The 25,431-nt window shown below is 68.3% G+C and carries 24 protein-coding genes and 1 pseudogene; 11 read left to right on the top strand and 14 right to left on the bottom strand.

The genetic code is table 11. The features are described from left to right. Window positions 1–16 precede the first annotated feature (16 nt). The 5 genes from OHZ10_RS12675 to OHZ10_RS12655 all read right to left on the bottom strand — a co-directional run bounded on the left by OHZ10_RS12675 (window position 17) and on the right by OHZ10_RS12655 (window position 5,032). A complete protein-coding gene (locus OHZ10_RS12675; RefSeq protein WP_059233557.1) occupies window positions 17–583 on the bottom strand; it encodes an FUSC family protein in 567 nt (188 codons plus the stop codon). A gap of 41 nt (window positions 584–624) precedes the next feature. After that, the gene (locus tag OHZ10_RS12670) at window positions 625–1,887 is read right to left on the bottom strand and encodes an MFS transporter (RefSeq protein WP_059233558.1); all 1,263 of its coding nucleotides are present in this window, start codon (window positions 1,885–1,887) and stop codon (window positions 625–627) included. After that, window positions 1,884–2,846, bottom strand: coding sequence for a PRC-barrel domain-containing protein (locus OHZ10_RS12665; protein ID WP_059233559.1), 963 nt, complete (start codon window positions 2,844–2,846; stop codon window positions 1,884–1,886). Before OHZ10_RS12665 ends, OHZ10_RS12670 begins: the two co-directional genes overlap by 4 nt. A 256-nt stretch (window positions 2,847–3,102) precedes the next feature. After that, window positions 3,103–4,251 (bottom strand): collagen-like triple helix repeat-containing protein, encoded by a 1,149-nt coding sequence (locus OHZ10_RS12660; RefSeq protein ID WP_059233560.1) that lies wholly within the window; start codon window positions 4,249–4,251, stop codon window positions 3,103–3,105. A gap of 445 nt (window positions 4,252–4,696) precedes the next feature. Then, window positions 4,697–5,032: a YggL family protein gene (locus OHZ10_RS12655; protein ID WP_059233561.1), complete on the bottom strand. Its 336-nt coding sequence runs from the start codon at window positions 5,030–5,032 to the stop codon at window positions 4,697–4,699. Between the two features lie 295 nt (window positions 5,033–5,327). Between OHZ10_RS12655 and OHZ10_RS12650 the strand changes: the two are divergent. Both OHZ10_RS12650 and OHZ10_RS12645 read left to right on the top strand, forming a co-directional pair. Continuing rightward, window positions 5,328–5,758, top strand: a pseudogene (locus OHZ10_RS12650) (STM2901 family protein). A 1-nt stretch (window position 5,759) separates the two neighbouring features. After that, entirely contained in the window at window positions 5,760–6,140 is a 381-nt protein-coding gene (locus OHZ10_RS12645; protein WP_059233562.1) for a DUF1493 family protein, read from the top strand. A gap of 77 nt (window positions 6,141–6,217) precedes the next feature. On the opposite strand, the gene rng is transcribed toward OHZ10_RS12645, so the two are convergent. The 9 genes from rng to upp all read right to left on the bottom strand — a co-directional run bounded on the left by rng (window position 6,218) and on the right by upp (window position 14,084). Continuing rightward, the gene (gene rng / locus OHZ10_RS12640; protein ID WP_059233563.1) at window positions 6,218–7,687 is read right to left on the bottom strand and encodes a ribonuclease G; all 1,470 of its coding nucleotides are present in this window, start codon (window positions 7,685–7,687) and stop codon (window positions 6,218–6,220) included. A 9-nt stretch (window positions 7,688–7,696) separates the two neighbouring features. Then, on the bottom strand, window positions 7,697–8,329 hold the full coding sequence (locus OHZ10_RS12635) for a Maf family protein (protein WP_059233564.1): 633 nt from the start codon (window positions 8,327–8,329) through the stop codon (window positions 7,697–7,699). A 51-nt stretch (window positions 8,330–8,380) separates the two neighbouring features. Further along, on the bottom strand, window positions 8,381–8,851 hold the full coding sequence (gene rlmH, locus OHZ10_RS12630; protein WP_006484265.1) for a 23S rRNA (pseudouridine(1915)-N(3))-methyltransferase RlmH: 471 nt from the start codon (window positions 8,849–8,851) through the stop codon (window positions 8,381–8,383). Window positions 8,852–8,869: 18 nt separating this feature from the next. After that, complete coding sequence (gene rsfS, locus OHZ10_RS12625; RefSeq protein WP_059233565.1) at window positions 8,870–9,316, bottom strand: ribosome silencing factor; 447 nt, start codon at window positions 9,314–9,316, stop codon at window positions 8,870–8,872. A 4-nt stretch (window positions 9,317–9,320) separates the two neighbouring features. Beyond that, on the bottom strand, window positions 9,321–10,070 hold the full coding sequence (locus OHZ10_RS12620) for a nicotinate-nucleotide adenylyltransferase (RefSeq protein ID WP_404823587.1): 750 nt from the start codon (window positions 10,068–10,070) through the stop codon (window positions 9,321–9,323). Continuing rightward, entirely contained in the window at window positions 10,061–10,984 is a 924-nt protein-coding gene (gene hemF / locus OHZ10_RS12615) for an oxygen-dependent coproporphyrinogen oxidase (RefSeq protein WP_342702655.1), read from the bottom strand. The genes OHZ10_RS12620 and hemF overlap by 10 nt, the downstream gene beginning before the upstream one ends. 118 nt (window positions 10,985–11,102) lie before the next feature. Beyond that, window positions 11,103–12,383, bottom strand: a complete 1,281-nt coding sequence (purD, locus tag OHZ10_RS12610; RefSeq protein ID WP_059233568.1) for a phosphoribosylamine--glycine ligase — start codon at window positions 12,381–12,383, stop codon at window positions 11,103–11,105. A 104-nt stretch (window positions 12,384–12,487) separates the two neighbouring features. Next, entirely contained in the window at window positions 12,488–13,216 is a 729-nt protein-coding gene (locus OHZ10_RS12605) for a YebC/PmpR family DNA-binding transcriptional regulator (RefSeq protein ID WP_059233569.1), read from the bottom strand. Between the two features lie 217 nt (window positions 13,217–13,433). Further along, window positions 13,434–14,084: a uracil phosphoribosyltransferase gene (upp, locus tag OHZ10_RS12600; protein WP_006481871.1), complete on the bottom strand. Its 651-nt coding sequence runs from the start codon at window positions 14,082–14,084 to the stop codon at window positions 13,434–13,436. Between the two features lie 209 nt (window positions 14,085–14,293). Between upp and OHZ10_RS12595 the strand changes: the two genes are divergently transcribed. The 9 genes from OHZ10_RS12595 to kdpE all read left to right on the top strand — a co-directional run bounded on the left by OHZ10_RS12595 (window position 14,294) and on the right by kdpE (window position 25,312). Next, window positions 14,294–15,073, top strand: a complete 780-nt coding sequence (locus OHZ10_RS12595; protein WP_059233570.1) for an SDR family oxidoreductase — start codon at window positions 14,294–14,296, stop codon at window positions 15,071–15,073. Between the two features lie 55 nt (window positions 15,074–15,128). Then, the gene (locus OHZ10_RS12590) at window positions 15,129–15,521 is read left to right on the top strand and encodes a methylglyoxal synthase (RefSeq protein ID WP_059233571.1); all 393 of its coding nucleotides are present in this window, start codon (window positions 15,129–15,131) and stop codon (window positions 15,519–15,521) included. A gap of 177 nt (window positions 15,522–15,698) precedes the next feature. Continuing rightward, window positions 15,699–16,673, top strand: coding sequence for a quinone oxidoreductase family protein (locus OHZ10_RS12585; protein ID WP_059233572.1), 975 nt, complete (start codon window positions 15,699–15,701; stop codon window positions 16,671–16,673). A 300-nt stretch (window positions 16,674–16,973) separates the two neighbouring features. Next, complete coding sequence (gene kdpF / locus OHZ10_RS12580; RefSeq protein WP_006752209.1) at window positions 16,974–17,066, top strand: K(+)-transporting ATPase subunit F; 93 nt, start codon at window positions 16,974–16,976, stop codon at window positions 17,064–17,066. After that, window positions 17,063–18,868 (top strand): potassium-transporting ATPase subunit KdpA, encoded by a 1,806-nt coding sequence (kdpA, locus tag OHZ10_RS12575; RefSeq protein ID WP_342702648.1) that lies wholly within the window; start codon window positions 17,063–17,065, stop codon window positions 18,866–18,868. Before kdpF ends, kdpA begins: the two co-directional genes overlap by 4 nt. 54 nt (window positions 18,869–18,922) lie before the next feature. Further along, window positions 18,923–21,007, top strand: a complete 2,085-nt coding sequence (gene kdpB, locus OHZ10_RS12570) for a potassium-transporting ATPase subunit KdpB (protein WP_059233574.1) — start codon at window positions 18,923–18,925, stop codon at window positions 21,005–21,007. 25 nt (window positions 21,008–21,032) lie between these two features. After that, window positions 21,033–21,614: a potassium-transporting ATPase subunit KdpC gene (kdpC, locus tag OHZ10_RS12565; RefSeq protein ID WP_059233575.1), complete on the top strand. Its 582-nt coding sequence runs from the start codon at window positions 21,033–21,035 to the stop codon at window positions 21,612–21,614. A gap of 163 nt (window positions 21,615–21,777) precedes the next feature. Further along, window positions 21,778–24,621: a DUF4118 domain-containing protein gene (locus OHZ10_RS12560; protein WP_342702645.1), complete on the top strand. Its 2,844-nt coding sequence runs from the start codon at window positions 21,778–21,780 to the stop codon at window positions 24,619–24,621. Beyond that, window positions 24,614–25,312, top strand: coding sequence for a two-component system response regulator KdpE (kdpE, locus tag OHZ10_RS12555; RefSeq protein ID WP_059233577.1), 699 nt, complete (start codon window positions 24,614–24,616; stop codon window positions 25,310–25,312). The genes OHZ10_RS12560 and kdpE overlap by 8 nt, the downstream gene beginning before the upstream one ends. Window positions 25,313–25,431: the final 119 nt, after the last annotated feature.

The raw sequence follows: 25,431 nt of genomic DNA, 5'->3' as shown, positions 1-25,431 counted from the left end.
CAACCGGTACACCGCGTCACTTTGCCGCGGCGTGGCGGAACCAGCGCCGCTCGATTCTCGACATCACCCAGCACACCCCCAGCGCGCACACGGTGCCGAGCGTCACTTCGCCGAGCCGTATCAGCGGAACGTCCCACAGCGGGCCATTGCCCGGAAACAGCAACACGATCGTCGCGGTCACGCCGCCGAGCCGGGCCGCGCTGCCAACGTTCAGGCACCAGCAGCACACGATCACGATCGCGACCGTGATCGCGTACGCGACGAGACGATCGCCGCCCAGCGCCGCACCCGCGAAGCCAAGTACGCCACCGACCATCGCGCCGATGAACTGGTCGCGCGACAGCGACATCGTGTCCGAGTAGTTGTGCTGCGTGACGGCGATCGCGGTGATTGCCGCCCACACGGCCTGCTCCGAGTGCACCGCGTGGCCGATCGCATAGGCGAGGCACGCGCCGCAGACGGCCTGAAACGCCATCAGCCCGCCTTGCGCGAGCCGTTCGCTGAATGACAGCCCCTTGAACAGATCGAAGATCGATTGCTGGATCTGCTGGCGGGCTTCGTTGAGTGTCCTGATCGTATCCATTGCGAGTCGGCCAAGAAGCGGGATTCGGCGGCGCGCTGCCGTCAGTGCGCCTGTTCGGGCGAGGCGGCCGCCGGCTCGTCGGCCGCCGCATCGCCGTTGTCGACGCGCGTTTCGGGCATCACGAGCCAGACCAGCAGCACCGCGAGCGCCCCTGCGGCCGCGAGCCCGAAGAAACTGACCGCGTTGCCGAAGTGATCGGCGACGTAGCCGGCCACGGCCGTGCTGAGCGTCGCGCCGATCCCGGCCGCGAGCCCGAACAGCCCGATACACAGGTTGTAGCGGCCCTTGCCGCCCGCGACGTCGGCCGCGATCAGCGGCAGCATCACGCCGAACACGGCCGCGCTGATGCCGTCGAGCATCTGCACGGGCACGAGCAGGTACGGGCTGCTCACGCCGGCGAACAGCAGCGCGCGCACCGGCAGCGCGGAGAAGCCGAGCAGCAGGATCGGCCGGCGCCCCCAGCGCTGCGCGGAGCGGCCGACCCACGGTGACAGCATCGCGACGATCGCCTGCGGCACGATGATGCACGCGGCGATCACGAGCTGCACGTTTTCGCCCATCCCGGCCGTGACTTCGCCGGCCGCGAGATTCAGCATCGCCGCGTTCGACAGGTGGAACAGCACGACGCACGCCGCGAAGATCAGCATCCGGCGGTCGCGCAGCAGTTCGAGCAGCGTTTCGCGTTCGCCGGCTTCGTCGTGCTGATCGTCGGGCTTCGACGACTGCGGAATCACCTGATGCGTCGGCTGGATCATCGCGAGCGCGAACAGCGCGGGCAGCGCCAGCACGGCGGTCAGCCAGAACACCGCGCGCGCGGAGAAGTATTCGCCGGTGAGGCCCATCAGGCCCGCCGCGACCGCGCTGCCGATCGATGCCCAGCGTGCATTGCGGCCGAGCCGGTCGCCGAGGTCGGCGCGGCCGACGAGCGAGAACGAGATCGCGGCCATCGCCGGCACGAGCATGCAGCTCGCGAAACCGTGGAACACCTCGGCGGCGATCACCGGCACGATCGTCGGGCTCGACGCGAGCAGCACCGCGGACAGGATGATGGCTGCGATCGCCCATGCGGCCGCGCCTTTCTTGTTCTTCAGCGCATCGACGGCCGCGCCGCCGGGCACCTGGCTGACCATTGCGCTGATCGTGCCGATCGACAGCACCATGCCGATCTCGCCTTGCGTCCACTTGTGCGACGCGAGGTAGGACGCGATGAACGGACCGAACCCGGTCTGAACGTTTGCAACGAAGAAGTTGAGCCAGTCGAGGGACCGCAGACTGCGAGCGCTGACGGAATGCTTGATCGTCATCGGGTGGCACTCGCAGATGAAGCCGGGGCCGGAGCAACGGGCGGGAAGACCGCGATGACCGGCTTGTCGGCCGCGTAGGGCGGCGATGCCTTGATCTGCGCGTCGTTCAGGTCGAGTTGCGGGTGCAGCGCCTTGTCGCGCGTGACGAAGCGCAGCGCGCCCCAGCTCGCGGCGATCGAACGGCGATCGGTATTGACGAGGCCGCCGAGGTCGAGCACGACAGCCTGCGGCTGCGCGGCGCGGTCGATCAGCACGTCGACGATGCGGCCGATCTTCGTGCCGTTCGGGCGCTCGACATCGCTGTCGAGCATCGGCAGCCGCGTCGCAGGCGAGGCCGCGGCCGAACCCGACAGCGGCACGGCCTTCGGCCGCGCGGCCGGCGGCAGGTCGCCCGACGGCACGTCGAGCACGATCGGCTCCTGTTTGCCGCCCGGCGTGAAGCGGAACACGGCCCACGGGAAGATGACCTTGCGGTCGCCGATGCCCATGAAGCCCTGCAGGTTGACGATCATCTCGCGCGGCTTGCCGCTCGCGTCGGTCACCATGTCGACCGCGCGGCCGATCACCTTGCCGTTGCGGCGCGCGACTTCGCTGTCGAGCAGCGCATGGATCTGGGTGCGGTCGAGCGGGCGCGTCGCGACGATCGGCGGGGGGGGCGGCGGCGGCGGTGTCGGCGATTCGGGGCGCTGCGGGGGCTTCGGCCGCGTCACCTCGCGACGCGGCTTCTTCGGCGCTTCCGGTTCCTCCGGCTGCGTCGGCGCCGGCACGGGCGGCATCGTCAGCGGCTCGCCGGCGGTTTCCGCGATGGGCTCGACGAGCGCCTCGCTGATCGGCGCGGGCGGGTTCTGGACCGGCAGCAGCCCGCAGCCGGACAGCAGCGCGGCGGCGGCGAGAATCAGGAAGACCGTCGAGGACGGTAACGACTTGCGGGATGCGGGAAACGGGAGTCCGCCGCTCATTGACACTCACTCCATGGGTCGGGGGCGGCCCGAGGGCACGCGGCTGGCGATGGATGGCGGGTGCGGGCGGCGCACCACGCGAGGTGAGATTTTAACGTGTCTTGCTTTCAGGACCGATTTCGATGGCCGGTTGCAGGCGGACTGTGGGGAAAAGGTAGGGATCGGAGGCGGGGCGGACGCGAGCGGAAGCCGGCCGGGATTGCGGCTGCGGCGCCCGGATCGTCGGTGACGATCGGGCGCCGCAGGGGCGTGCGGCTTACTTGACCAGCGACCCGAGCGTCGTCGTTACGGGAGCGAGCACGCCGCCGCCCGACTTTGAGAGCGCGCCGCTGCCGCTGCCGCCCGTCAGCCCCGCGACGGGCGAGCCGCCGGCCGCGCCGGACACGGCACTCGTTACGGTGCCGACCGCCGACGTGAGCGCGCCTGCCGGATTGCCGCCGCCCGTTGCGCCGCCGAGCGCGCCGGTCGACAGGAGCCCCGTGACCGGTGCGAGCGGATTCGTCGCGGCACCGCCGCCGAGCAGCGTCGTGCCGGCCGTCGCGACCGTGTTGCCGGTCGCCGTCACCACGTTGCCGACGCCGGTCGTCACCGGATTGCCGCCGGTCTTCGCGATCGTCGTGCCGGCGTTCGCGACACCGTTGCCGACCGTCGTCACGAGGTTCGTGAGCGGCGCGCCGAGCGGCGTGCTCGACGCAACGGTCTGCGTGACCGATCCGACCTGCGACGTGATCGGCGTGATCGCCGAACTGGCGGCGCCCGTGACCTGCGCGACGGGGCCGGTCGACAACTGCGTGCCGAGCGTGGCGCCGCCACCCGCGATCGTGTTGCCGAGGGTCGTGATTGCGCCGCCGACGGGCGACGTGACGGGCGCGAGCGGCGCCAGCGCCGACCCGCTGGCGCCGAGGCTGGACACGACGCCGCCGGTCGCCGCGACCGCGTCGCCGAGATTCGTGACCACGCCGCCCGTGCTCGCGACCGTCGTGCCGACCGGATTCGACGACGCGCCGAGCTGGCCGAGCCCTGAGCCGAGACCGGTGCCGAGCGTGGTGACGGCCGCGCCGGCGTCCTGTACGACGGTGCCAAGCCCCTGCGTGGTCGCCGCGTTCGTGCCGGGCAGCGACTGGCCGGCGATGACCGTGCCGACGCCCGACACGGTGCCGCCTGCGGCCGTCACGACGTTGCTCGACGCCGCGGTCGTCTGGCCAACCCCATTGGCCGACGTGCCGCCGGAGCCGTTGCCCGTGCCGCCGGTCGTCGCCGTCGTGTCGCCCGAACCCGATCCGCCGCCGGTGCCCTGGCTCAGCGAGCCGGAGCCGCCGCACGCGGACAGCGACATCAGCGCCGCAACGCCGGCCGCGATCATGATCATTCGGAGTCCTGCTTGATGAATGGTCGGCGTAGTCATGTCGTCCTCGTATCGTTTGATGGAGTGGGTCAGGCGGCCGTCGCGTGCGCCGATGTGTCGCCGCTGCGAACGGGAAGCGGCTGGCGCGTGGTCGGTTGTCTCCCTGATTGCCTGTCGCCGTGTCGCGTTTTCGCCCGTACCGGAATCCGGAGCACTTGTCGGGCGGGCAGTTCGCATTCTTTCGTCTTGCTTGCCGATCGCGCCGGAAAACACCGGATTCCTGGCGATCAGAGTAGGTCCGCCAGTGCGAGACGTCTTTTAATGATCGTTAAATTGAAGTAAGCGTCCGATTCAATACGGAAATCGGGGTAATCACGGTCGACACGGGGTGAATCGTGTGAGTGGGGGAGGAGGTGGGGGCGGGCGAGGGAGGGGCGGTAGCGGCCTGCCCGCCGTCAGGGCGGGCAGGCACGGGCGCTGCCTGGCGCAGCGTGAAGCCTGGCGATCAGGCGTCCGGATACCACGCGTCGGTGAATTCGCTGACCTTGACGTCCGTCAGTTCCGGACGGGCGGCCAGCCACCCGCGCACGAGCTCGCGATCGGCGTCGGTCGTGGTGCCGCGCGGCGCGCCGGAGATCACGTAGGCGCCGATGCCTTCGTCCGCGGACGCGACGGTCATCAGCCCGTTCGCTTCGACGAAGTCGATGAACGCGTCGATCAGCTCGCCGCGTTCGAGGTCGGTCATTTCGTTGCGGTAATGCGCGGTGGCGTTGAACGCGAGTTCCTGGAATTCGCCGATGTGGAGTTTCTTGCGCTGGCGGCGGTTGTGGCCTTGGCTCATGGTGTGTGATGAATGAATGAGAGGTGGGAAAGGATAGCGCGGCGGCTGGCGCGGACACCATGTCGACGTGCCGCATGGCCGGGGCTGTCGGCGAAAGGGTGGAGCGTCGAGCCGTCGCGACGTGTCGTTGTCGCGGGGCTCGTCTGGAAACTGTTCTTAAACCATTGCTCGATGCGCCTTTCGCCGTGTGGCCTGGTCAAGCGGACCGTTGCACGCATGACCGAATGATACAGGGATGGCGAGCGCGTTCGGCTTTGCTAAGGTCGGCGGTTATTCGAACAGCAACGAGGGCCGTATGTCGGGCAATCGCTGTGCGTACGAGGGGTGTGTGGATCTCACGCCTGGGGATCTGTTTTTTGGGTTGCCGTGAATCAGGTTTGCAAACGGTTTGGCTTTTACGACCTCGGCGCCGCGGCTGCTGTCCTGTTGGGACAGAACGATGTACCGATTCCCGGCAAGCTGCGCGGTGCGGTGGCCGGTACATCCGTTGTGTCGATTGCCGCCCGCAAGACGCTGCCGTTCAACGTCGGAATTCGGCTGCCGGCCATCACGAAAGCCGGTGCAGGTGGTGTGCGAATCGCGACGACCCGTAATCTTGGTGCGTTTGTCGGGCGTGCAGTGCCGGTTGTCGGCGCTATTGTGCTTGCCACCGGTGCGGCAGTCGTCATGTGGAACACGGTGCAGGTCTACAACAGCATTGCAAAACCGGAAGACAGGGTGCTCTGATATGACCGACACGGCATGGGATCGGCTCGAAGCGTTTGCGCGTGAGGAACTTGGGCGCCCGCTCTTTGGCGGTCCGTTGAAGCTGTCACGTTCAAGCCGGATGGAAGAGGACCTCCGCATCACGGAAATCGACGCGATCGAATTCATCGACAAGTGGGGCGAGACTTTCGGGATCGACGTCGAGCATTTCCCGTATCGGCGATACATCGGTCCGGACACGCTGGATATGGTCCGAACGTTCGTTGGCCTGTTGTCGTCGAAATATCGTGCCCCGGAACTCGTGCCACTTACGCTCGGCATGCTGGAGGAAGCGATGCGCATCGGCCGATGGGATATCGATGCGATCGAGCGCTTTGCATGGGAAGCAACTCGCGTGGAATAGTCGTCCGCAGATGCATGCAGGATGCGCGAAATCCGTACCGCGCCCGGGGATTTCGCGCATTCGCACTCGAACGGCCGTTACATCAGCACGATATCGTACTGCTCCTGGCTCAGATTCGACTCGACCTGCAGCGACACCGGCTTGCCGATGAAGTCGATCAGCATCGCGAGATGCTGCGACTCTTCGTCGAGGAACAGGTCGATCACCTGCTGCGCGGCGATCACGCGGAATTCGCGCGGGTTGAACTGCCGCGACTCGCGCAGGATCTCGCGCAGGATGTCGTAGCACACGGTGCGCGACGTCTTCACCTGGCCCTTGCCCTGGCAGGTCGGACACGGTTCGCACAGCACGTGCGCGAGCGATTCGCGCGTGCGCTTGCGCGTCATTTCGACGAGGCCGAGCTGCGAGAAGCCGTTGACCGTCACGCGCGTGCGGTCGCGCGACAGCGCCTTCTTCAGCTCGGACAGCACCGCATCGCGATGCTCGGCGTTCTCCATGTCGATGAAGTCGATGATGATGATCCCGCCGAGGTTGCGCAGCCGCAGCTGGCGCGCGATCGTGTGCGCGGCCTCGAGGTTGGTCTTGAAGATCGTGTCGTCGAAGTTGCGCGCGCCGACGTAGCCGCCCGTGTTCACGTCGATCGTCGTCATCGCCTCGGTCTGGTCGATCATCAGGTAACCGCCCGACTTCAGGTCGACGCGGCGCGACAGCGCACGCTGGATCTCCGTCTCGATGTTGTACAGGTCGAACAGCGGCCGCTCGCCGGTGTAGTGGTGCAGCTTCGGGCTCACGGCCGGCGTGAACTCGCCCGCGAATTCCGCGAGGCGCTGGTACGTCTCGCGCGAATCGACCTGGATGCGCGTCGTGTCGTCGTTCGCGAAATCGCGCAGCACGCGCTGCGCGAGATCGAGATCCTGGTACAGCAGGCTCGTCGCAGGCAGCCGCTGCGCCTGAGCAACGATCGTCGCCCACGTCTTGCGCAGGTACGTGACGTCGCCGGCCAGTTCGTCGGAGGTCGAATCCTCGGCAATCGTGCGCACGATGTAGCCGCCTTTCTCGTCCGGCGGGATCACGGCCGTCAGGCGCGCACGCACGGCCTCGCGCTCGGCCTCGCTCTCGATCTTCTGCGAGATGCCGATATGCGGCTCCTGCGGCAGGTAGACGAGCGTGCGGCCCGCGATACTGACCTGCGTCGACAGCCGCGCGCCCTTCGTGCCGATCGGATCCTTGATCACCTGGACCATCAGCGTCTGGCCCTCGAACACGATCTTCTCGATCGGCTGGTGCGGCGTGCCCGACTGCGGCTCGCCCGCGAGGCGCGGATGCCAGATGTCGGCGACGTGCAGGAATGCCGCACGCTCGAGGCCGATGTCGATGAACGCCGACTGCATGCCGGGCAGCACGCGCACGACCTTGCCGAGATAGATGTTGCCGACCCGCCCGCGCGACAGCGTGCGCTCGACGTGAAGCTCCTGCACCGCGCCTTGCTGGACGAGTGCGACCCGCGTTTCCTGCGGCGTGAGGTTGATCAGGATTTCTTCGTTCATGGGTGCAGTTCAGAAGGAGACGCGTGCGGTGCGCAGCAACGCGGCGGTCTCAAAAAGGGGCAGACCCATGATACCTGAATGGGATCCGTCGATTCGCTCGATGAATTCTGCCGCGCGCCCCTGGATCGCGTACGCGCCGGCTTTGCCGAACGGCTCGCCCGTTTCGACGTAGCGCGCATAGTCGTCGCGCGACGCGGCCGCGAAGCGCACCAGCGAGCGCGACAGCGCGGGCGGCAGCAGTTCGCCGCCGGCGTCGATGACGGCGACGGCGGTCAGCACCGCGTGCTCGCGCCCCGCGAGGCGCGTGAGCATCGCGAGCGCATCGTCGGCGTCGGCCGGCTTGCCGAGGATCGCGCCGTCGATCGTCACGGTCGTGTCGGCGACCAGCACCGGCGCGGCCGGCTTGCCGCTCGCGACGAGGCGCGCACGCGCGGCTTCGGCCTTCGCGACGGTCACGCGCCGCACGTACGCATCGGCGGCTTCGCCGGGCAGTTCGGCCTCGAGCGCTTCGGCATCCTCGTCGGGGCGCGGCAGCAGCAGCTCGAAGCGTACGCCGATCTGCTGCAGCAGCTCCTGGCGGCGCGGGCTTTGCGAAGCGAGGTAAAGAGTCGGGAAAAGCGCGGGGGGCGTGCTGGACGGCATGGTGTCGTTATCTCGTTGGGCGCGCACGGCGCCCGTCTCGAGGACGACACGTCATGCGCGGTGGTAGGGGTGATTCTGCGTGATGCTCCACGCACGGTAAAGCTGTTCGGCGAGCAGCACACGCACCATCCCGTGCGGCAGCGTCATGCTCGAGATGCGCAGCAGCACGTCGGCGCGCGCTTTCAGTTCCGGATCGAGCCCGTCGGCGCCGCCGATCACGAACGCGACGTCGCGGCCGTCCTGCTGCCAGCCGGGCAGTGCCTGCGCGAGCTGCATCGTGGTCCAGTCGCGGCCGCGCTCGTCGAGCGCGACGAGGCGCGCGCCCTTCGGCAGCGCAGCCTCGATCTTCTGCCGCTCGGCCGCCATCACGCTTTCGGCGCTGCGGCCGCCCGAACGCAGTTCAGGCTTGATTTCGCGTAACTCGATGCGCAGCTCGGGCGGCATCCGCTTCGTGTATTCGTCGAAGCCGGATGCGATCCAGCCCGGCATCTTGTGGCCGACCGCGAGGATGAAAAGCTTCATCGGATGACGCGCGACGGCTTAACGGCGGCGGGCGGCCGTCTTGCGCGCCGGGCGGGCCGGTGCGGCTTCCTCTTCGTCTTCGTCGCCTTCGCTGGCCGTGGCAAAGCCGTTGGCCTTGCCGCCGCCGAGCTTCATCCGCACGGGCTTGTCGCCCCAGATTTCCTCGAGGTTGTAGTACTGGCGCAGGGCCGGCTGGAGGATGTGCACGACTGCGTCGCCGCAGTCGACCAGCACCCATTCGCCGGTGTCTTCGCCTTCGGAGCTGACGATGTCGCCGCCGGCTTCCTTGACCTTGTCGCGCACGCTCGACGCGAGCGCCTTGGTCTGGCGGTTGGAGGTGCCCGAGGCGACGACCACGCGGTCGAACAGTTCGGTCAGGTGGCTGGTGTTGAACACCTTGATGTCTTGCGCCTTGACGTCTTCGAGGGCGTCGACGATCACGCGCTGCAGTTTGCGAATATCCATGGATTCAGGAATGGTAGAGGCGATGTTGAAGAATATAGGCCCATACGGCGGCCGGCACATGTTCGGCCGACGCATCGGGCATTTGCGCATGGCGCGCGATGCATTCGCGCAGGTGGGCGCGGATGTCGGTCGCGGCGATGTCGAACGAAAGGGTCGTATCGATCAGCAGGCGGCCGGCCGGCGTGGCCTTCAGCACGTCGGCGCCGGCCTGCCGCGCGGCGATTTCCTGCGCAACGTCCGGCGGCGCCGCGCCCAGGTCGAAACCCGGGCGCGTCGACACGCAGATGTGCGCGTAATCGAACAGCTTGCGCCAGTCGCGCCACGTATCGAGGCGCACGAGCTGGTCGGCGCCGATCAGCAGCGACAGCGACGCATCCGGACCGATCCGCTCGCGCCAGCGCGCGAGTGTCTCGACCGTGTAGGTCGGGCCGGTGTGCTCGATCTCGTCGGTGGCGACGGTCACGGTCACGCCCGGCACGGACAGCGAGCCGGCGGCCGCGCGCGTCATCGCGAGCCGGTGTTCGGCGGCCGATACGTCGCGCTTCTGGTACGGCTGCCCGGCGGGCAGCAGCACGAGTTCGGTCAGGCCGAGCAGTTCGGCGAACCGGCGCGCGAGCGCGAGATGGCCGTCGTGGATCGGGTCGAAAGTACCGCCCAGCAAGCCGATACGACGCGGCAGCGGGGCGGGGCGGGCGGTGGTGTCCAGAAACGCGTCCTTTCCTTGGGGCAGCGGGGCGCGCGGGCTCAGACCCAGTCGCGCGGCACGATGAAGTCGCTGTACAGGCGCGCTTCCGGCGAACCCGGCTCGGGCTGCCAGTTGTAGCGCCAGTTCGCGACCGGCGGCATCGACATCAGGATCGATTCGGTGCGGCCGCCGCTTTGCAGGCCGAACAGCGTACCGCGGTCGAACACGAGGTTGAATTCGACGTAGCGGCCGCGTCGGTATGCCTGGAAGTCGCGCTCGCGCTCGCCGTACGGCAGCTCGGCGCGGCGCTCGACGATCGGCAGGTACGCCTGCAGGAACGCATCGCCGACGCTTTGCAACATGTCAAACGAGCGTTCGAAACCGGGTTCCGAGAAATCGTCGAAGAAGATCCCGCCGATGCCGCGCATCTCGTTGCGGTGTTTCAGGAAGAAATACTCGTCGCACCACTTCTTGAAGCGCGGATAGAGCGCGACGCCGAACGGGTCGAGCGCATCCTTGCAGGTCTGGTGAAAATGCCGCGCGTCGTCCTCGAAACCGTAAACCGGTGTCAGATCCATGCCGCCGCCGAACCAGAACACGGGCTCCTCGCCCGGTTTCGTCGCGATCAGCATCCGCACGTTCATGTGGACGGTCGGGCAGTACGGATTGCGCGGGTGCAGCACGAGCGACACGCCGAGCGCCTCGAAGCCGCGGCCCGCGAGCTGCGGGCGCGCCGCGCTCGCCGACGGCGGCAGCGCGTCGCCCGCGACGTCGGAAAAGCCGATCCCCGCGCGTTCGAACACGCGGCCGCCTTCGAGAATCCGCGTGCAGCCGCCGCCGCGCAGGCGTTCGGCCGGCCCGCGCTGCCACGCATCGGTCGCGAGCGGCGTGCCGTCGAGCGCGCCGAGCGCGTCGGCGATGCGTGTCTGCAGGCCCTGGAGGTACGTGCGCACGCGCGCCACGTCGTAGGTCGAATCGGTCATGTCTGGACTGGGTGCCCCCGCCCGAAGCGGGGGCCGTAAAAAAGGCATCTGCCGGGCATTCTATCGAACCCCGGCAGAGGGGCCGCCACCGCGCTGGGGCGGGGCGGCAGTTGCGACGTCACACGCTCTTGCGGTTGAGCGCGCGGAAACCGATGTCGCGGCGGTACTGCATGCCTTCGAAATTGATCTGGTTGATCGTGTCGTACGCATGCTGCTGGGCTTCGCGCACCGAATCGGCGAGGCCGACCACGCACAGCACGCGGCCGCCGGACGTCACGAGCTTGTCGCCGTCGCCGAGCGTCGTGCCTGCGTGGAACGTCACGGCCTGTTCGGTCTCGGCCGGGATCCCGTTGATGCGGTCGCCCTTGCGCGGCGCGTCCGGATAGCCGTGCGCGGCCAGTACGACGCCGAGCGCGGTACGACGGTCCCAGTCGAGCTCCACCGTGTCGAGCGTGCCCGCGATCGCCTGCTCGACGACCTTCGAGAAATCACTCTTCAGGCGCGCCATGATCGGCTGCGTTTCCGGGTCGCCCATCCGGCAGTTGAACTCGAGCGTGCGCGGATTGCCGTCCTTGTCGATCATCAGGCCCGCGTACAGGAAGCCCGTGAAGCGGATGCCGTCCTTCTCCATCCCGCGTACCGTCGGCATGATGATCTCGCGCATCACGCGTGCGTGCATCTGCGGCGTGACGATCGGCGCGGGCGAATACGCGCCCATGCCGCCGGTGTTCGGGCCGCGGTCTTCGTCGAGCAGGCGCTTGTGGTCCTGGCTGGAAGCCAGTGCCAGCGCGTGCTTGCCGTCGACCATCACGATGAAGCTCGCTTCCTCGCCGTCGAGGAACTCCTCGATCACGACGCGCGCACCGGCGTCACCAAGCTTGTTGCCCGACAGCATCATGTCGACGGCCGCATGCGCCTCTTCGAGCGTCATCGCGACGACGACGCCCTTGCCGGCCGCGAGGCCGTCGGCCTTCACGACGATCGGCGCACCCTTCGCGTCGATGTACGCGTGGGCGGCCGCCGCATCGGCGAAGGTTTCGTAGTCGGCCGTCGGGATGCCGTGGCGCTTCATGAACGCCTTCGCGAAATCCTTCGAGCTTTCGAGCTGCGCGGCTTCGCGGGTCGGGCCGAAGACCTTCAGGCCGCGTGCGCGGAACAGGTTGACGATGCCGGCCGCGAGCGGTGCTTCCGGCCCGACGAGCGTGAACGCGACGCCTTCGCTTTCCGCGAAATCGGCGAGTTCGTCGAGCGACGTGATATCGACGTTCTTCAGACGCTCGTCCTGCGCCGTACCGCCATTGCCGGGCGCGACGTAGACCATCTGGACGCGCGGCGACTGCGCGAGCTTCCACGCCAGCGCATGTTCGCGGCCGCCGGAACCGACGACGAGTAGTTTCATGGGATTCCCCGCAGACTAGAAAACAGGGCGGCCGGCACGCTCAGGCGCGCCGGCCGCGGAATCGGTCAGGCCGCCGCCGCGACAGGCTCGCGGCGGCCGGCATCTCATTCCTCGATGATGACGGCGTTCGTATACACGTCCTGCACGTCGTCGAGGTTCTCGAGCGCGTCCAGGAGCTTCTGCATCTTCGCCGCGTCGTCACCGGTGAATTCGACTTCGTTCTGCGGCTTCATCGTCACTTCGGCGAGTTCGGCCTTGAAGCCGCCGGCTTCGAGCGCGTCCTTCACCTTCGAGAATTCCTGCCAGTCGCACAGCACTTCGATCGAGCCGTCGTCGTTCGTGTTCACGTCGTTCGCGCCGGCTTCGAGCGCGGCTTCCATCAGCGCGTCTTCCGACGTGCCGGGCGCGAACAGGAACTGGCCGACGTGATCGAACATGAACGCGACCGAGCCGTCGGTGCCCATGTTGCCGCCGAACTTCGAGAATGCATGGCGAACTTCCGCGACCGTACGCGTGCGGTTGTCGGTCAGCGTGTCGACGATGATCGCCGCGCCGCTGATGCCGTAGCCTTCGTAACGGATCTCTTCGTAGTTCGCGCCGTCCGCGCCGCCGACGCCGCGATCGATCGCGCGCTTGACGTTGTCCTTCGGCATGTTCGCGTCGGCAGCCTTGTCGACCGCGAGACGCAGGCGCGGGTTCGAGTTGACGTCGCCGCCGCCGAGGCGCGCCGCAACCTGGATTTCCTTGATCAGGCGGGTCCAGATCTTGCCGCGCTTCGCGTCGGCCGCTGCCTTCTTATGCTTGATGTTGGCCCATTTCGAATGACCAGCCATACCTTTCTCCGTGCCCGGGCGCGCAGCGCGGGCGATTGTTTCAATGTGTCGTTGAATCGGCGGCCGTTTCGGCGGGCATGAAGCCGCGGGGCCGCGCGTGTCGAGTGGAGCGTGATTTTATCACGCGGCGACCGCCGGTTCGGGGCCGCCGCATCTGGCCGAACGGCCGGGCAGGCCGCCGCGGACCGGGCCGCGCGCCGCGCGGCCGTGCCGGCCCTCAGTTCTTGGTGCCGAACAGGCGGTCGCCCGCGTCGCCGAGGCCCGGCACGATGTACGCGTGCTCGTTCAGGTGGGAATCGAGCGACGCGACGAACAGCTTCACGTCGGGGTGCGCGTCCTGGAACACCTGGACGCCCTCGGGCGCGGCGACCAGCGCGACGAACATGATGTTCGCGGCCGGCACGTTGCGGCGCTTGAGCACGTCGACCGCGTGCACGGCCGAATAGCCGGTCGCGACCATCGGGTCGCACAGGATGAAGATGCGGTCTTCCAGGTCCGGCAGGCGCACCAGGTATTCGACCGGGCGGTGGTCGTCGGCGCGGTACACGCCGATATGGCCGACGCGCGCGGACGGCACCAGGTCGAGCAGGCCGTCCGACATCCCGATGCCCGCGCGCAGCACGGGCACGATCGCGAGCTTCTTGCCCGCGATCACGGGGGCGTCGACCGCCACCAGCGGGGTTTCGACCCGCTTGGTCGTGATCGGCAGGTTGCGGGTGATCTCGTAGCCCATCAGCAGCGTGATCTCGCGCAGCAGCTCGCGGAACGTGCGCGTGGACGTGTCCTTGTCGCGCATGTGCGTGAGCTTGTGCTGGATCAGCGGGTGATCGGTGATGAAGAGATTCGGGAAACGGCTGTCCTGTTTCATGACGGGGGCGCCTTGGCGGCAAAAGGGGATCGGGGGGCGGCGGCGGGCGCAAGCCGGCCGTCGCTTATGGCCGCAATTTTACCAAGGCGCGCCGCATGATCCGGATATTATCGACGTCTCACGACAATCCGCGCGCCGCGCCCGCCCGTTCGCCCGCCCCCCGGCGGCGCGGGGCCGTCCCGGCGCGCGTCGCCACCAGGGAGTCGACGATGGATCTCGGTATCGAAGGAAAGACCGCGCTCGTATGCGCGGCAAGCAAGGGTCTCGGGCGCGGCTGCGCGGAAGCGCTGGCCGCCGAGGGCGTGAACCTCGTGATCGTCGCGCGCACGCGCGACACGCTCGAGGAGACCGCGGAGGAGATCCGCGCCGGCGCGAACGTGTCGGTCACGGCAGTCGCCTGCGACATCACGACGCCGGACGGGCGCGCGGCCGCGCTCGCCGCCTGCCCGCAGCCGGACATTCTCGTGACGAATGCCGGCGGCCCGCCGCCCGGCGACTTCCGCGATTTCTCGCACGACGACTGGATCCGCGCGCTCGAGTCGAACATGCTGACGCCGATCGAGCTGATCCGCGCGACCCTCGACGGGATGATCGCGCGCCGCTTCGGCCGGGTCGTCAACATCACCAGTTCGGCCGTGAAGGCGCCGATCGACGTGCTCGCGCTGTCGAACGGCGCGCGCTCGGGGCTGACGGGCTTCGTTGCGGGGCTGTCGCGCAAGGTCGCCGGCCAGGGCGTGACGATCAACAACCTGCTGCCGGGGCTGTTCGACACCGACCGGATCGCGACGACGCTCGCCGCCTCGGCGAAGGCGCAGGGCGTGACGGTCGACGAAATGCGCGCGCGGCGCGCGAACGACATCCCGGCCGGCCGCCTCGGCACGCGCGCGGAATTCGGCGCGGCCTGCGCGTTCCTGTGCAGCGTGCATGCCGGCTATATCACCGGGCAGAACTGGCTGCTCGACGGCGGTGCGTACCCGGGTACGTTCTGACCCGCGCGTTTCGCTTCACGATCACGACAACAACCGAACGACGAAGGAACTGGAGATGAGCAAACCCCGCATCGCATTGATTGCGCACGACGCGAAGAAGGACGAGATCGTCGCGCTCGCGGGCGAATACCGCGCGACGCTCGCGCAATGCCGGCTGGTCGGGACCGGCACGACGGGCGGCCGCATCGCAGCCGCGCACGGGCTGGAGGTCGAGCGCAAGCTGTCGGGGCCGCTCGGCGGCGACCTGCAGATCGGCGCGGAACTGGCCGAGGGCCGCGTCGACATCGTCGTGTTCCTGCGCGACCCGATGACCGCGCAGCCGCACGACCCCGACATCACCGCGCTCGTGCGCGCATGCGACGTGCACGACGTGCCGGTTGCGACCAACGTCGCCACCGCGCGGATGCTGCTCGACGATCTGGCGCGCAACATGCAGGACGTTTGTTAGGCGCGCGCCGCGCCCGATTGCCCCTGTTCGCGGCAGGGCCATGCACGGACGGCGGCGACGCGCGAGAATCGTGCGTCGCGATACGCGCCCGCGGCCCGGTTCCCGCATGAATCGGCCGGCCCGCGCATCGGCGACCCGGAATTTTTCCTGACCGATTGACAGACGAGGAGCGAAACGATGCCGAAAGCAATCCGATACGACCAGCCGGGCGGCCCGGACGTGATGAAGTGGGTCGATGTCGAGGTCGGCGAGCCGAAGGCGGGCGAGGTCCGCATCCGGCAGCACGCGGTCGGGCTCAACTACATCGACGTGTATTTCCGCACCGGCCTTTATCCGCAACCGCTGCCCGGCGGCCTCGGGATGGAGGCGGCCGGCGAAGTGACGGCCGTCGGCGACGGCGTGACCGCGCTCAAGGCCGGCGACCGCGTCGCGTATGTCGGGCAGCCGCCGGGGGCGTACGCGCAGGAGCGCGTGATGCCGGCCGAGCGGCTCGTGAAGCTGCCCGACGGCATCAGCTATGACGATGCCGCCTCGGTGATGCTGCAGGGCCTGACCGCGCACTACCTGCTGCGCCGCACGTATCCGGTGAAGGCCGGCGACACGATCCTGATCCACGCGGCGGCCGGCGGTGTCGGCCTGCTCGTGTGCCAGTGGGCGAAGGCGCTCGGCGCGACCGTGATCGGGACGGTCGGCTCCGACGAAAAGGCCGAACTCGCGAAGGCGCACGGCTGCGATCACCCGATCGTCTACACGCGCGAGAACTTCACGCAGCGCGTGAAGGAGATCACGAACGGCGCCGGCGTGCCGGTCGTCTACGATTCGATCGGCAAGGATACCTACATCGGCTCGCTCGACTGCCTCGCGCCGCTCGGCTACTTCGTCAGCTTCGGCAACGCGTCGGGCCCGCTGCCGCCGATCGACTCGAAGGAGTTCTCGTCGCGCGGGTCGCTGTTCTTCACGCGGCCGACGCTGTTCTCGTACATCGCGAAGCGCGCCGATCTCGAAGCCGCGGCCGCCGAGCTGTTCGACGTGATCCTGTCGGGCAAGGTGAAGACCAGCATCAACCAGCGCTATCCGCTCGCGGAAGTCGGCCGCGCGCATGCCGATCTCGAAGCGCGCAAGACCACCGGCTCGACGATCCTCGTTCCCTGATCCATCCCCCCGTGCCGGCGCCATGCCGGCACGCACCCCCGCGGGCGGCGCCGTGGCGCCGTCCGTCCCGCCTCCCGGTTTGCCCCGTCCGCGCGTTTACACGTTTTTTATATCCGCCCCGATACCTTTGACCCGTCCTTTACGTGCGTTCCCATAAGGTTCTAGTCGTCTGATTTCGACGACGGAGAACACAAAAATGGATGGGGTTTTCATCGGCGCTCTGGTGCTCTTCACCGCGTTGATCCTCGGTTTGGTCGCCGGTTGCGACAAGCTTGTGCAATACGGTCGCGGGGGGCGAGCATGACCTGGATGCTTTGGCTGGCGGGCGCCTCGACGGCGCTGCTGTTTGCGTATCTCGTCTTTGCGCTGCTGCGCGCGGAGGACATCGAATGAACGCGAACAACCTGTTGCAGACGCTGCTGTTCATCGTCGTGCTGCTCGCGGCGGCCGTGCCGGTCGCGCGCTACCTGTCGGCGGTGATGGACGGCAGCTCGCGGGTCGTGCGCGTGTTCGGGCCGCTCGAACGCGTGCTGTACCGCATCGCCGGCGTCGACGCCGGCAGCGAGATGAACTGGAAGCAGTATGCGATCGCGACGATCGCGTTCAACGCGCTCGGCGCACTGTTCCTCTACGGCCTGCTGCGCCTGCAGGGCTTCCTGCCGGGCAATCCGCAGCAGTTCGGCCCGATGACGGTCGACGGCGCATTCAACACGGCCGTCAGCTTCGTCACCAACACGAACTGGCAGGACTACACGCCCGAGCAGACCGTCAGCTACCTGACGCAGATGCTCGGCCTCACTGTGCAGAATTTCCTGTCGGCGGCGACCGGCATCGTCGTCGTGATCGCGTTGATCCGCGGCTTCGCACGTCACACCGCGCAGACGATCGGCAACTTCTGGGTCGACCTGACGCGCGTGACGATGTACGTGCTCGTGCCGATGTCGGTCGTGATCGCCGCGCTGCTGATGAGCCAGGGCGTGATCCAGAACATGAAGGCGTACCAGGACGTGCCGGTGCTGCAGGCGAGCACCTACGCGGCGCCGAAGCTCGATGCGCAGGGCAACCCGGTGAAGGACGACAAGGGCAATGCGGTCACGGTGCCGACCCCGCTCGCGAAGCAGACGCTCGCGATGGGCCCGGTCGCGTCGCAGGAAGCGATCAAGATGCTCGGCACCAATGGGGGCGGCTTCTTCAACGCGAACTCCGCGCACCCGTACGAGAACCCGACGCCGTTCGCGAACTTCATCCAGATCTTCGCGATCCTGATCATCCCGGCCGCGCTGTGTCTCGTGTTCGGCCGCGTGATCGGCGACCGCCGGCAGGGCATCGCGGTGCTTGCGGCGATGACGGTCGCGTTCGTGATCGCGATCGGTGTCGAGGTAAGCGCCGAGCAGGGCGGCAACCCGACCCTTGCCGCGCTGCACGTCGACCAGTCGGCGAGCGCGCTGCAGCCGGGCGGCAACATGGAAGGCAAGGAAACGCGCTTCGGCATCGCGCAGACCGGCATCTTCACGGTCGCGACGACGGCCGCGTCGTGCGGTGCGGTCGACACGATGCACGATTCGCTGACGCCGCTTGGCGGCCTCGTGCCGATGCTGTTGATGCAACTGGGCGAGGTGGTCTACGGCGGGGTCGGCTCGGGCCTCTACGGGATGCTCGTGTTCGCGCTGCTCGCGGTGTTCGTCGCCGGCCTGATGATCGGCCGCACGCCGGAATACGTCGGCAAGAAGATCGAAGCGTACGAGATGAAGATGGTGTCGATCATCGTGTTGCTCACGCCGCTGCTCGTGCTGGTCGGCACGTCGATCGCCGTGCTTGCCGATGCGGGCAAGGCCGGCATCGCGAACCCGGGCCCGCACGGCTTCTCGGAAATCCTGTACGCGTTCAGCTCGGCCGCGAACAACAACGGCAGCGCGTTCGCGGGCCTGACGGTCGGTACGCCGTTCTACAACTGGATGACCGCGATCGCGATGTGGTTCGGCCGCTTCGGCACGATCGTGCCGGTGCTGGCGATCGCCGGTTCGCTCGCCGCGAAGAAGCGCATCGCGGTGACGAGCGGCACGCTGCCGACGCACGGTCCGCTGTTCGTCGTGCTGCTGCTCGGCACCGTGCTGCTGGTGGGCGCGCTGACCTACGTGCCGGCGCTCGCGCTCGGCCCGGGCGTCGAGCACCTGATGATGTGGCTGGGCGCGTAACGCGCGCCCGCATGGCGACACCTTGAAAAGACTGAAGAGATTGAAGAGATCGCAATGACTCAACATTCCGCAACACGGTCCATGTTCGATCCGGCGCTGCTGCGCCCGGCGATCGTGGACTCGTTCAAGAAACTCACGCCGCGCACGCAGTTCCGCAACCCGGTGATGTTCTGCGTGTACGTCGGCAGCATCCTGACGACGATCCTGTGGATCGCGGCGCTCGCCGGCCAGGCCGAGGCGCCCGCGGGCTTCATCCTCGCGATCGCGCTGTGGCTGTGGTTCACCGTGCTGTTCGCGAACTTCGCCGAAGCGCTCGCCGAAGGGCGCTCGAAGGCGCAGGCAGCATCGCTGCGCAGCGCGAAGAAGGACGTGATGGCGAAGAAGCTCAACGAGCCGCATCCGAAGTCGCCGATCCGCATCACGACCGCGACCGAGCTGCGCCGTGGCGACGTCGTGCTGGTCGAGGCCGGCGACGTGATCCCGGCGGACGGCGAGGTCGTGGACGGCGTCGCATCCGTCGACGAATCGGCGATCACCGGCGAATCCGCGCCGGTGATCCGCGAATCGGGCGGCGATTTTTCGTCGGTGACGGGCGGCACGCGCGTGCTGTCCGACTGGATCGTCGTCAAGGTCACCGCGAACCCCGGCGAGGCGTTCCTCGACCGGATGATCGCGATGGTCGAAGGCGCGAAGCGCAAGAAAACGCCGAACGAGATCGCGCTGACGATCCTGCTCGTTGCGCTGACGATCGTGATGCTGCTGGCCACCGCAACGCTGCTGCCGTTCTCGATGTTCTCGGTCGAAGCGATGAAGGCCGGCCACGTGGTGACGATCACCGCGCTCGTCGCACTGCTCGTGTGCCTGATCCCGACGACGATCGGCGGCCTGCTGTCCGCGATCGGCGTGGCCGGGATGAGCCGGATGATGCAGGCGAACGTGATCGCGACGTCGGGCCGCGCGGTGGAAGCGGCCGGCGACGTCGACGTGCTGCTGCTCGACAAGACCGGCACGATCACGCTCGGCAACCGCCAGGCGTCGACGTTCGTGCCGGCGCCGGGCGTGACCGAGGAAGCGCTGGCCGATGCCGCGCAACTGTCGTCGCTTGCCGACGAAACGCCCGAAGGCCGCAGCATCGTGGTGCTCGCGAAGGAGCGCTTCAACATTCGCCAGCGCGACATGGCGCAGCTGCATGCGGCGTTTATCGGCTTTTCCGCGCAGACGCGGATGAGCGGCGTCGACCTGCCGGGCCGTGAAATCCGCAAGGGTGCGGCCGACGCGATCCGCCGCTACGTCGAGACGCACGGCAGCCGCTTCCCGGAAGAAGTGCGCCGCGCGGTGGACGAGGTGGCGCGCCGCGGCAGCACGCCGCTCGTGGTGGCCGACCTGCATGAAGGGGCGGCGCGCGTGCTCGGCGTGATCGAGCTGAAGGACATCGTGAAGGGCGGCATCAAGGAGCGCTTCGCGGAACTGCGCAAGATGGGCATCAAGACCGTGATGGTGACGGGCGACAACCGGTTGACGGCCGCGGCGATCGCGGCGGAGGCGGGTGTCGACGACTTCCTCGCGGAAGCGACGCCGGAAACCAAGCTCGCGACGATCCGCGAGCACCAGGCGGCCGGCCGGCTCGTCGCGATGACGGGCGACGGCACCAACGACGCGCCGGCGCTCGCGCAGGCCGACGTGGCCGTGGCGATGAACACCGGCACGCAGGCGGCGAAGGAGGCCGGCAACATGGTCGACCTCGATTCGAACCCGACGAAGCTGATCGAGATCGTCGAGATCGGCAAGCAGATGCTGATGACGCGCGGCTCGCTGACGACCTTCTCGATCGCGAACGACATCGCGAAGTACTTCGCGATCATCCCGGCCGCGTTCGTGACGACCTACCCGCAGCTGCGCGTGCTCGACATCATGCACCTGACGTCGCCGGCGTCGGCGATCCTGTCGGCGGTGATCTTCAACGCGCTGATCATCGTCGCGCTGATTCCGCTCGCGCTGAAGGGCGTCACGTACCGGCCGCTCGGCGCCGCGTCGCTGTTGCGCCGCAACCTGCTGGTCTACGGCCTCGGCGGCGTGCTGCTGCCATTCCCGTTCATCAAGCTGATCGACATGACGCTCGCCGCACTCGGCTGGGCCTGAGCCGGCCGCATTTGAAGGAAACATCATGAAAACGTTGATTCGCCCGCTCGTCGTGCTCTTTGTCGTCCTGACCGCCGTGACGGGGCTCGCTTACCCGGCCGTGATGACCGTGTTCGGCCAGGCCGTGTTCCCGTCGCAGGCGAACGGCAGCCTGATCGAGAAGGACGGCAAGGCGGTCGGCTCCGCGCTGATCGGCCAGCCGTTCGACGCGCCGAAGTACTTCTGGGGCCGGCTCTCGGCCACGTCGCCGATGCCGTACAACGCGACCGGCTCCGGCGGCTCGAACCTCGGCCCGCTGAACCCGTCGCTCGCCGACCAGGTGAAGGGGCGCATCGCCGCGCTGCACGATGCCGGCACCGACATGTCGAAGCCCGTGCCGGTCGATCTCGTGACGGCGTCGGCGAGCGGCCTCGATCCGGAAATCACGCCGGCCGCCGCCGCGTACCAGGTCGAGCGCGTCGCGAAGGCGCGCAACCTGGCGCCGGATGCGGTCGCGCAGCTCGTGGCCGCGAACACGACGGGCCGCCAGTTCGGCGTGCTCGGCGAGCCGCGCGTGAACGTGCTGAAGCTGAACCTCGCACTCGACGCGGCGCAGGCCGCGCACTGAGCGCGCGGCCGGGCTTCCGGTGGCAACCGGCGTCCGGCGCGGCACGATCCGCGCCGGACATGCTTTTTTCCCGACGGCGCATGCGCCGTCTTTGCCTTTTGCGGCGATTTGGAACAACAATGCTCGTACTCGCGCGCATCCGGGCGCTCCGCTTTCCTGACGCATGAACCGTCCCGATCCAGACCAACTCCTCGACAAGCTGCAGCGAGACGAAGAAAAGCAGCGGCGCGGCCAGCTCAAGATCTTCTTCGGCGCTTCCGCCGGTGTCGGCAAGACCTACGCGATGCTGCAGGCCGCGCGCCAGCGCCTGCAGGAAGGCGTCGACGTCGTCGTCGGCATCGTCGAGACCCACGGCCGCAGCGAAACCGCCGCGCTGCTCGACGGCCTCGACGTGCTGCCGCTCGCGCGCATCGACTATCGCGGCCGCACGCTCGCTGAATTCGATCTCGACGGCGCGCTTGCGCGTGAGCCGCAACTGATCCTCGTCGACGAGCTCGCGCATTCGAACGTGCAGGGCGCGCGGCACCTGAAGCGCTGGCAGGACGTCTACGAATTGCTCGACGCGGGCATCGACGTCTATACGACCGTCAACGTCCAGCATCTCGAAAGCCTGAACGACGTGGTCGGTGCGATCACCGGCATCCGCGTGTGGGAGACCGTGCCCGACCGCGTGTTCGATGCGGCCGACGAAGTCACGCTCGTCGACCTGCCGGCCGAGGAGCTGCTCGAGCGGATGCGCGACGGCAAGGTCTATCTCGCGCAGCAGGCCGAGCGCGCGGTGCGCAACTTCTTCCGCAAGGGCAACCTGATCGCGCTGCGCGAACTGGCGCTGCGGCGCACGGCCGATCGCGTCGACGCGCAGATGCGCGAATACCGCGCCGACCGTTCGATCCAGCGCATCTGGCAGGCGCGCGAGCGGCTGCTCGTGTGCGTCGGGCCCGGCCCCGAAGCGCCGACGCTCGTGCGCGCGGCCGCGCGGCTCGCCGCGAGCCTGAAGGCCGACTGGCTCGCCGTGTACGTGGAGACGCCGCGCCTGCAGCGGCTGCCCGATGCGCGGCGCCAGCGCACGCTCGATGCGCTGAAGCTCGCGGCCGAACTCGGCGCGGAGACGGCCACGCTCGCCGGCGCCGACGCGGTGGCCGCGCTGATCGGCTATGCGAAGGTGCGCAACGTATCGAAGATCGTCGCGGGCGGCTCGCCGAAGGCCGGACTCGTGCGCCGCCTCGCGCGGCCGTTCGGCGAGCAGCTCGCCGAACGCGCGGGCGATGTCGACCTGATGCTGATCCGTGCGTCCGCGAGCGACGAGGCGCGCGCCGCGCCGCTCGATGCGCGGGTGCGCGACTGGCGCGATGCGTTTGCGCAGTTCGGCACGCATCGTTCGCCGCCGCGGCACTACGCGTATGCCGCCGCGATCTGCGCGGCGATCACCGTTGTCGCGAACCTCGTATCCGAGCGGCTCGACCTGACGAACCTCGTGATGCTGTACCTGCTCGGCGTGGTGTTCTCGGCCGTGCGGCTCGGGCGCGGGCCGGGCGTGCTGCAGTCGTTCCTGTCGGTGGCCGCGTTCGATTACTTCTTCGTGCCGCCGCGCATGTCGTTCTCGGTCAGCGACACGCAATACCTGCTGACCTTCTTCGGGATGCTGCTGACGTCGCTCGTGATCAGCCACCTGACGTCGACGCTGACGCGCCAGGCGAGCGTCGCGCAGCGCCGCGAGCGCCGCACCGGCGCGATCTATGCGATGGCGCGCGAGCTTGGCGCGGCGCTGACGACCGAGCAGATCGTCGAGATCGGCAGCCGCCACGTGGGCGAGGTGTTTCGCGCGCGCGTCGCGTTCCTGCTGCCCGACAGCGCCGACAAGGTGCGGCAGAAGATCGAGGACCCCGACGCGGCCGTCACGCTGACGGGCGCCGATCTCGACAGCGACGTCGGCCAGTGGGTGTACGACCAGCAGAAGCCGGCCGGCCGCGGCACCGACACGCTGCCCGCGACGGCCGCGCTGTACCTGCCGCTGAAGGCGCCGATGCGTACGCGCGGCGTGCTCGCGGTCGCGTCGCGCGAGCCGCGCGAACTCGAGGTGCCCGAGCAGCAGCGGATGCTCGACGCGTTCGCCGCGCAGATCGCGCTCGCGCTCGAACGCGTGCACTACGTCGACATCGCGCGCGATGCGCTCGTCAACATGGAGTCCGAACGGCTGCGCAACTCGCTGCTGTCGGCGATCTCGCACGACCTGCGCACGCCGCTCACGACGATCGTCGGTTTCTCGTCGATGCTCGCGAACGGGCGCGCGGCCGCGCAGGGCGGCGACGCCACGGCGGCCGAGCGGTTCGCGCAGCGCGAAGGCGAACTCGTCGACGCCATCCACGACGAGGCGCTGCGCATGACGGGCATCGTCACGAACCTGCTCGACATGGCGCGGCTGCAGGCCGGCAGCCTGCAGCTCAAGCGCCAGTGGTCGCTGCTCGAGGAAACCGTCGGCGCCGCGCTCGCCGCATGCAAGCGTGTGCTTGCGCGTCATCCGGCGCGCGTCACGCTGCCGGCCGACCTGCCGCTGCTGCAGATGGACGCGGTGCTGATGGAGCGCCTGTTCACCAACCTGTTCGAGAACGCGGCGAAGTACACGCCGCCCGATACGCCGATCGACATCGGCGCGGAACGCGTGACCGACGACGGGCTGCCGTTCGTGCGCGTCCATGTCGACGATCACGGCCCGGGCCTGCCGGCCGGAATGGAAACGCGCATCTTCGACAAATTCACGCGCGGCGAAAAGGAATCGGCGACGCCGGGCATCGGCCTGGGCCTTGCGATCTGCCGTGCGATCGTCGAAGCGCACGGCGGTAAAGTCGGCGCGCTCAACCGCACCGCGCCCGACGGCCACGTGACGGGCGCGCGCTTCTGGTTCACGCTGCCGGTCGAAACGCCACCGGCCGCGCCGGCCGTGCCCGACGAAGAATCCGATGTGCCGGGCGCATCGTCCCCATCCGAGTCATTGCCAGACCATGAGTGAACCCAGCCTGACCGTCGTCCTGATCGAGGACGAAAAGCAGATCCGCCGTTTCGTGCGCGCCGCGCTCGAAGAGGAGGACATCGCGGTGTTCGAGGCCGAGACGGGCAAGCAAGGGCTGATCGACGCGGCGACGCGCAAGCCCGACCTCGTGATCGTCGACCTCGGCCTGCCCGACACCGACGGCCTCGACGTGATCCGCGAACTGCGCGGCTGGTCCGAGGTGCCGGTGATCGTGCTGTCCGCGCGCACGCAGGAAGAGGAGAAGGTCGCCGCGCTCGACGCGGGCGCCGACGACTACCTGACCAAGCCGTTCGGCGTGTCCGAACTGCGCGCGCGGATTCGTGCGCAGCTGCGCCGGCGCAACCAGGGCGGCGCGAACGAATCGCCGAAGGTGACCTTCGGCACGGTGACCGTCGATCTCGCGCTGCGCCAGGTGTGGCGCGACAACGAGATCGTGCACCTGACGCCGCTCGAATACCGGCTGCTCGCGACGCTCGTGCGTCACGCGGGGCGCGTGCTCACGCACCGCCAATTGCTGCGCGACGTGTGGGGGCCTTCGCACGTCGAAAGCCATCACTACCTGCGCATCTACATGGCGCACCTGCGCCAGAAGCTCGAGCTCGACCCCGCGCAGCCCGAGCACATCGTCACCGAAACGGGCGTCGGCTACCGGCTCGTCGGCGCCGCGTGACGGAGCGGGCCGGGCGGCAGCGGCGTACCGGCACATGACGTCGCGCGCCGGCAGGGTTGCGTCGGCGCGACAGTCTCGCGACCTGCGCCGGCCTTGCACACTCCGCGCTCATTCCCCGT

This window comes from Burkholderia arboris, assembly GCF_038723655.1.
Classification (GTDB): Bacteria; Pseudomonadota; Gammaproteobacteria; order Burkholderiales; family Burkholderiaceae; genus Burkholderia; species Burkholderia arboris.
The sequence above is the reverse complement of the archived record's forward strand: the minus strand, read 5'-3'. Positions and strand labels throughout refer to the sequence as shown.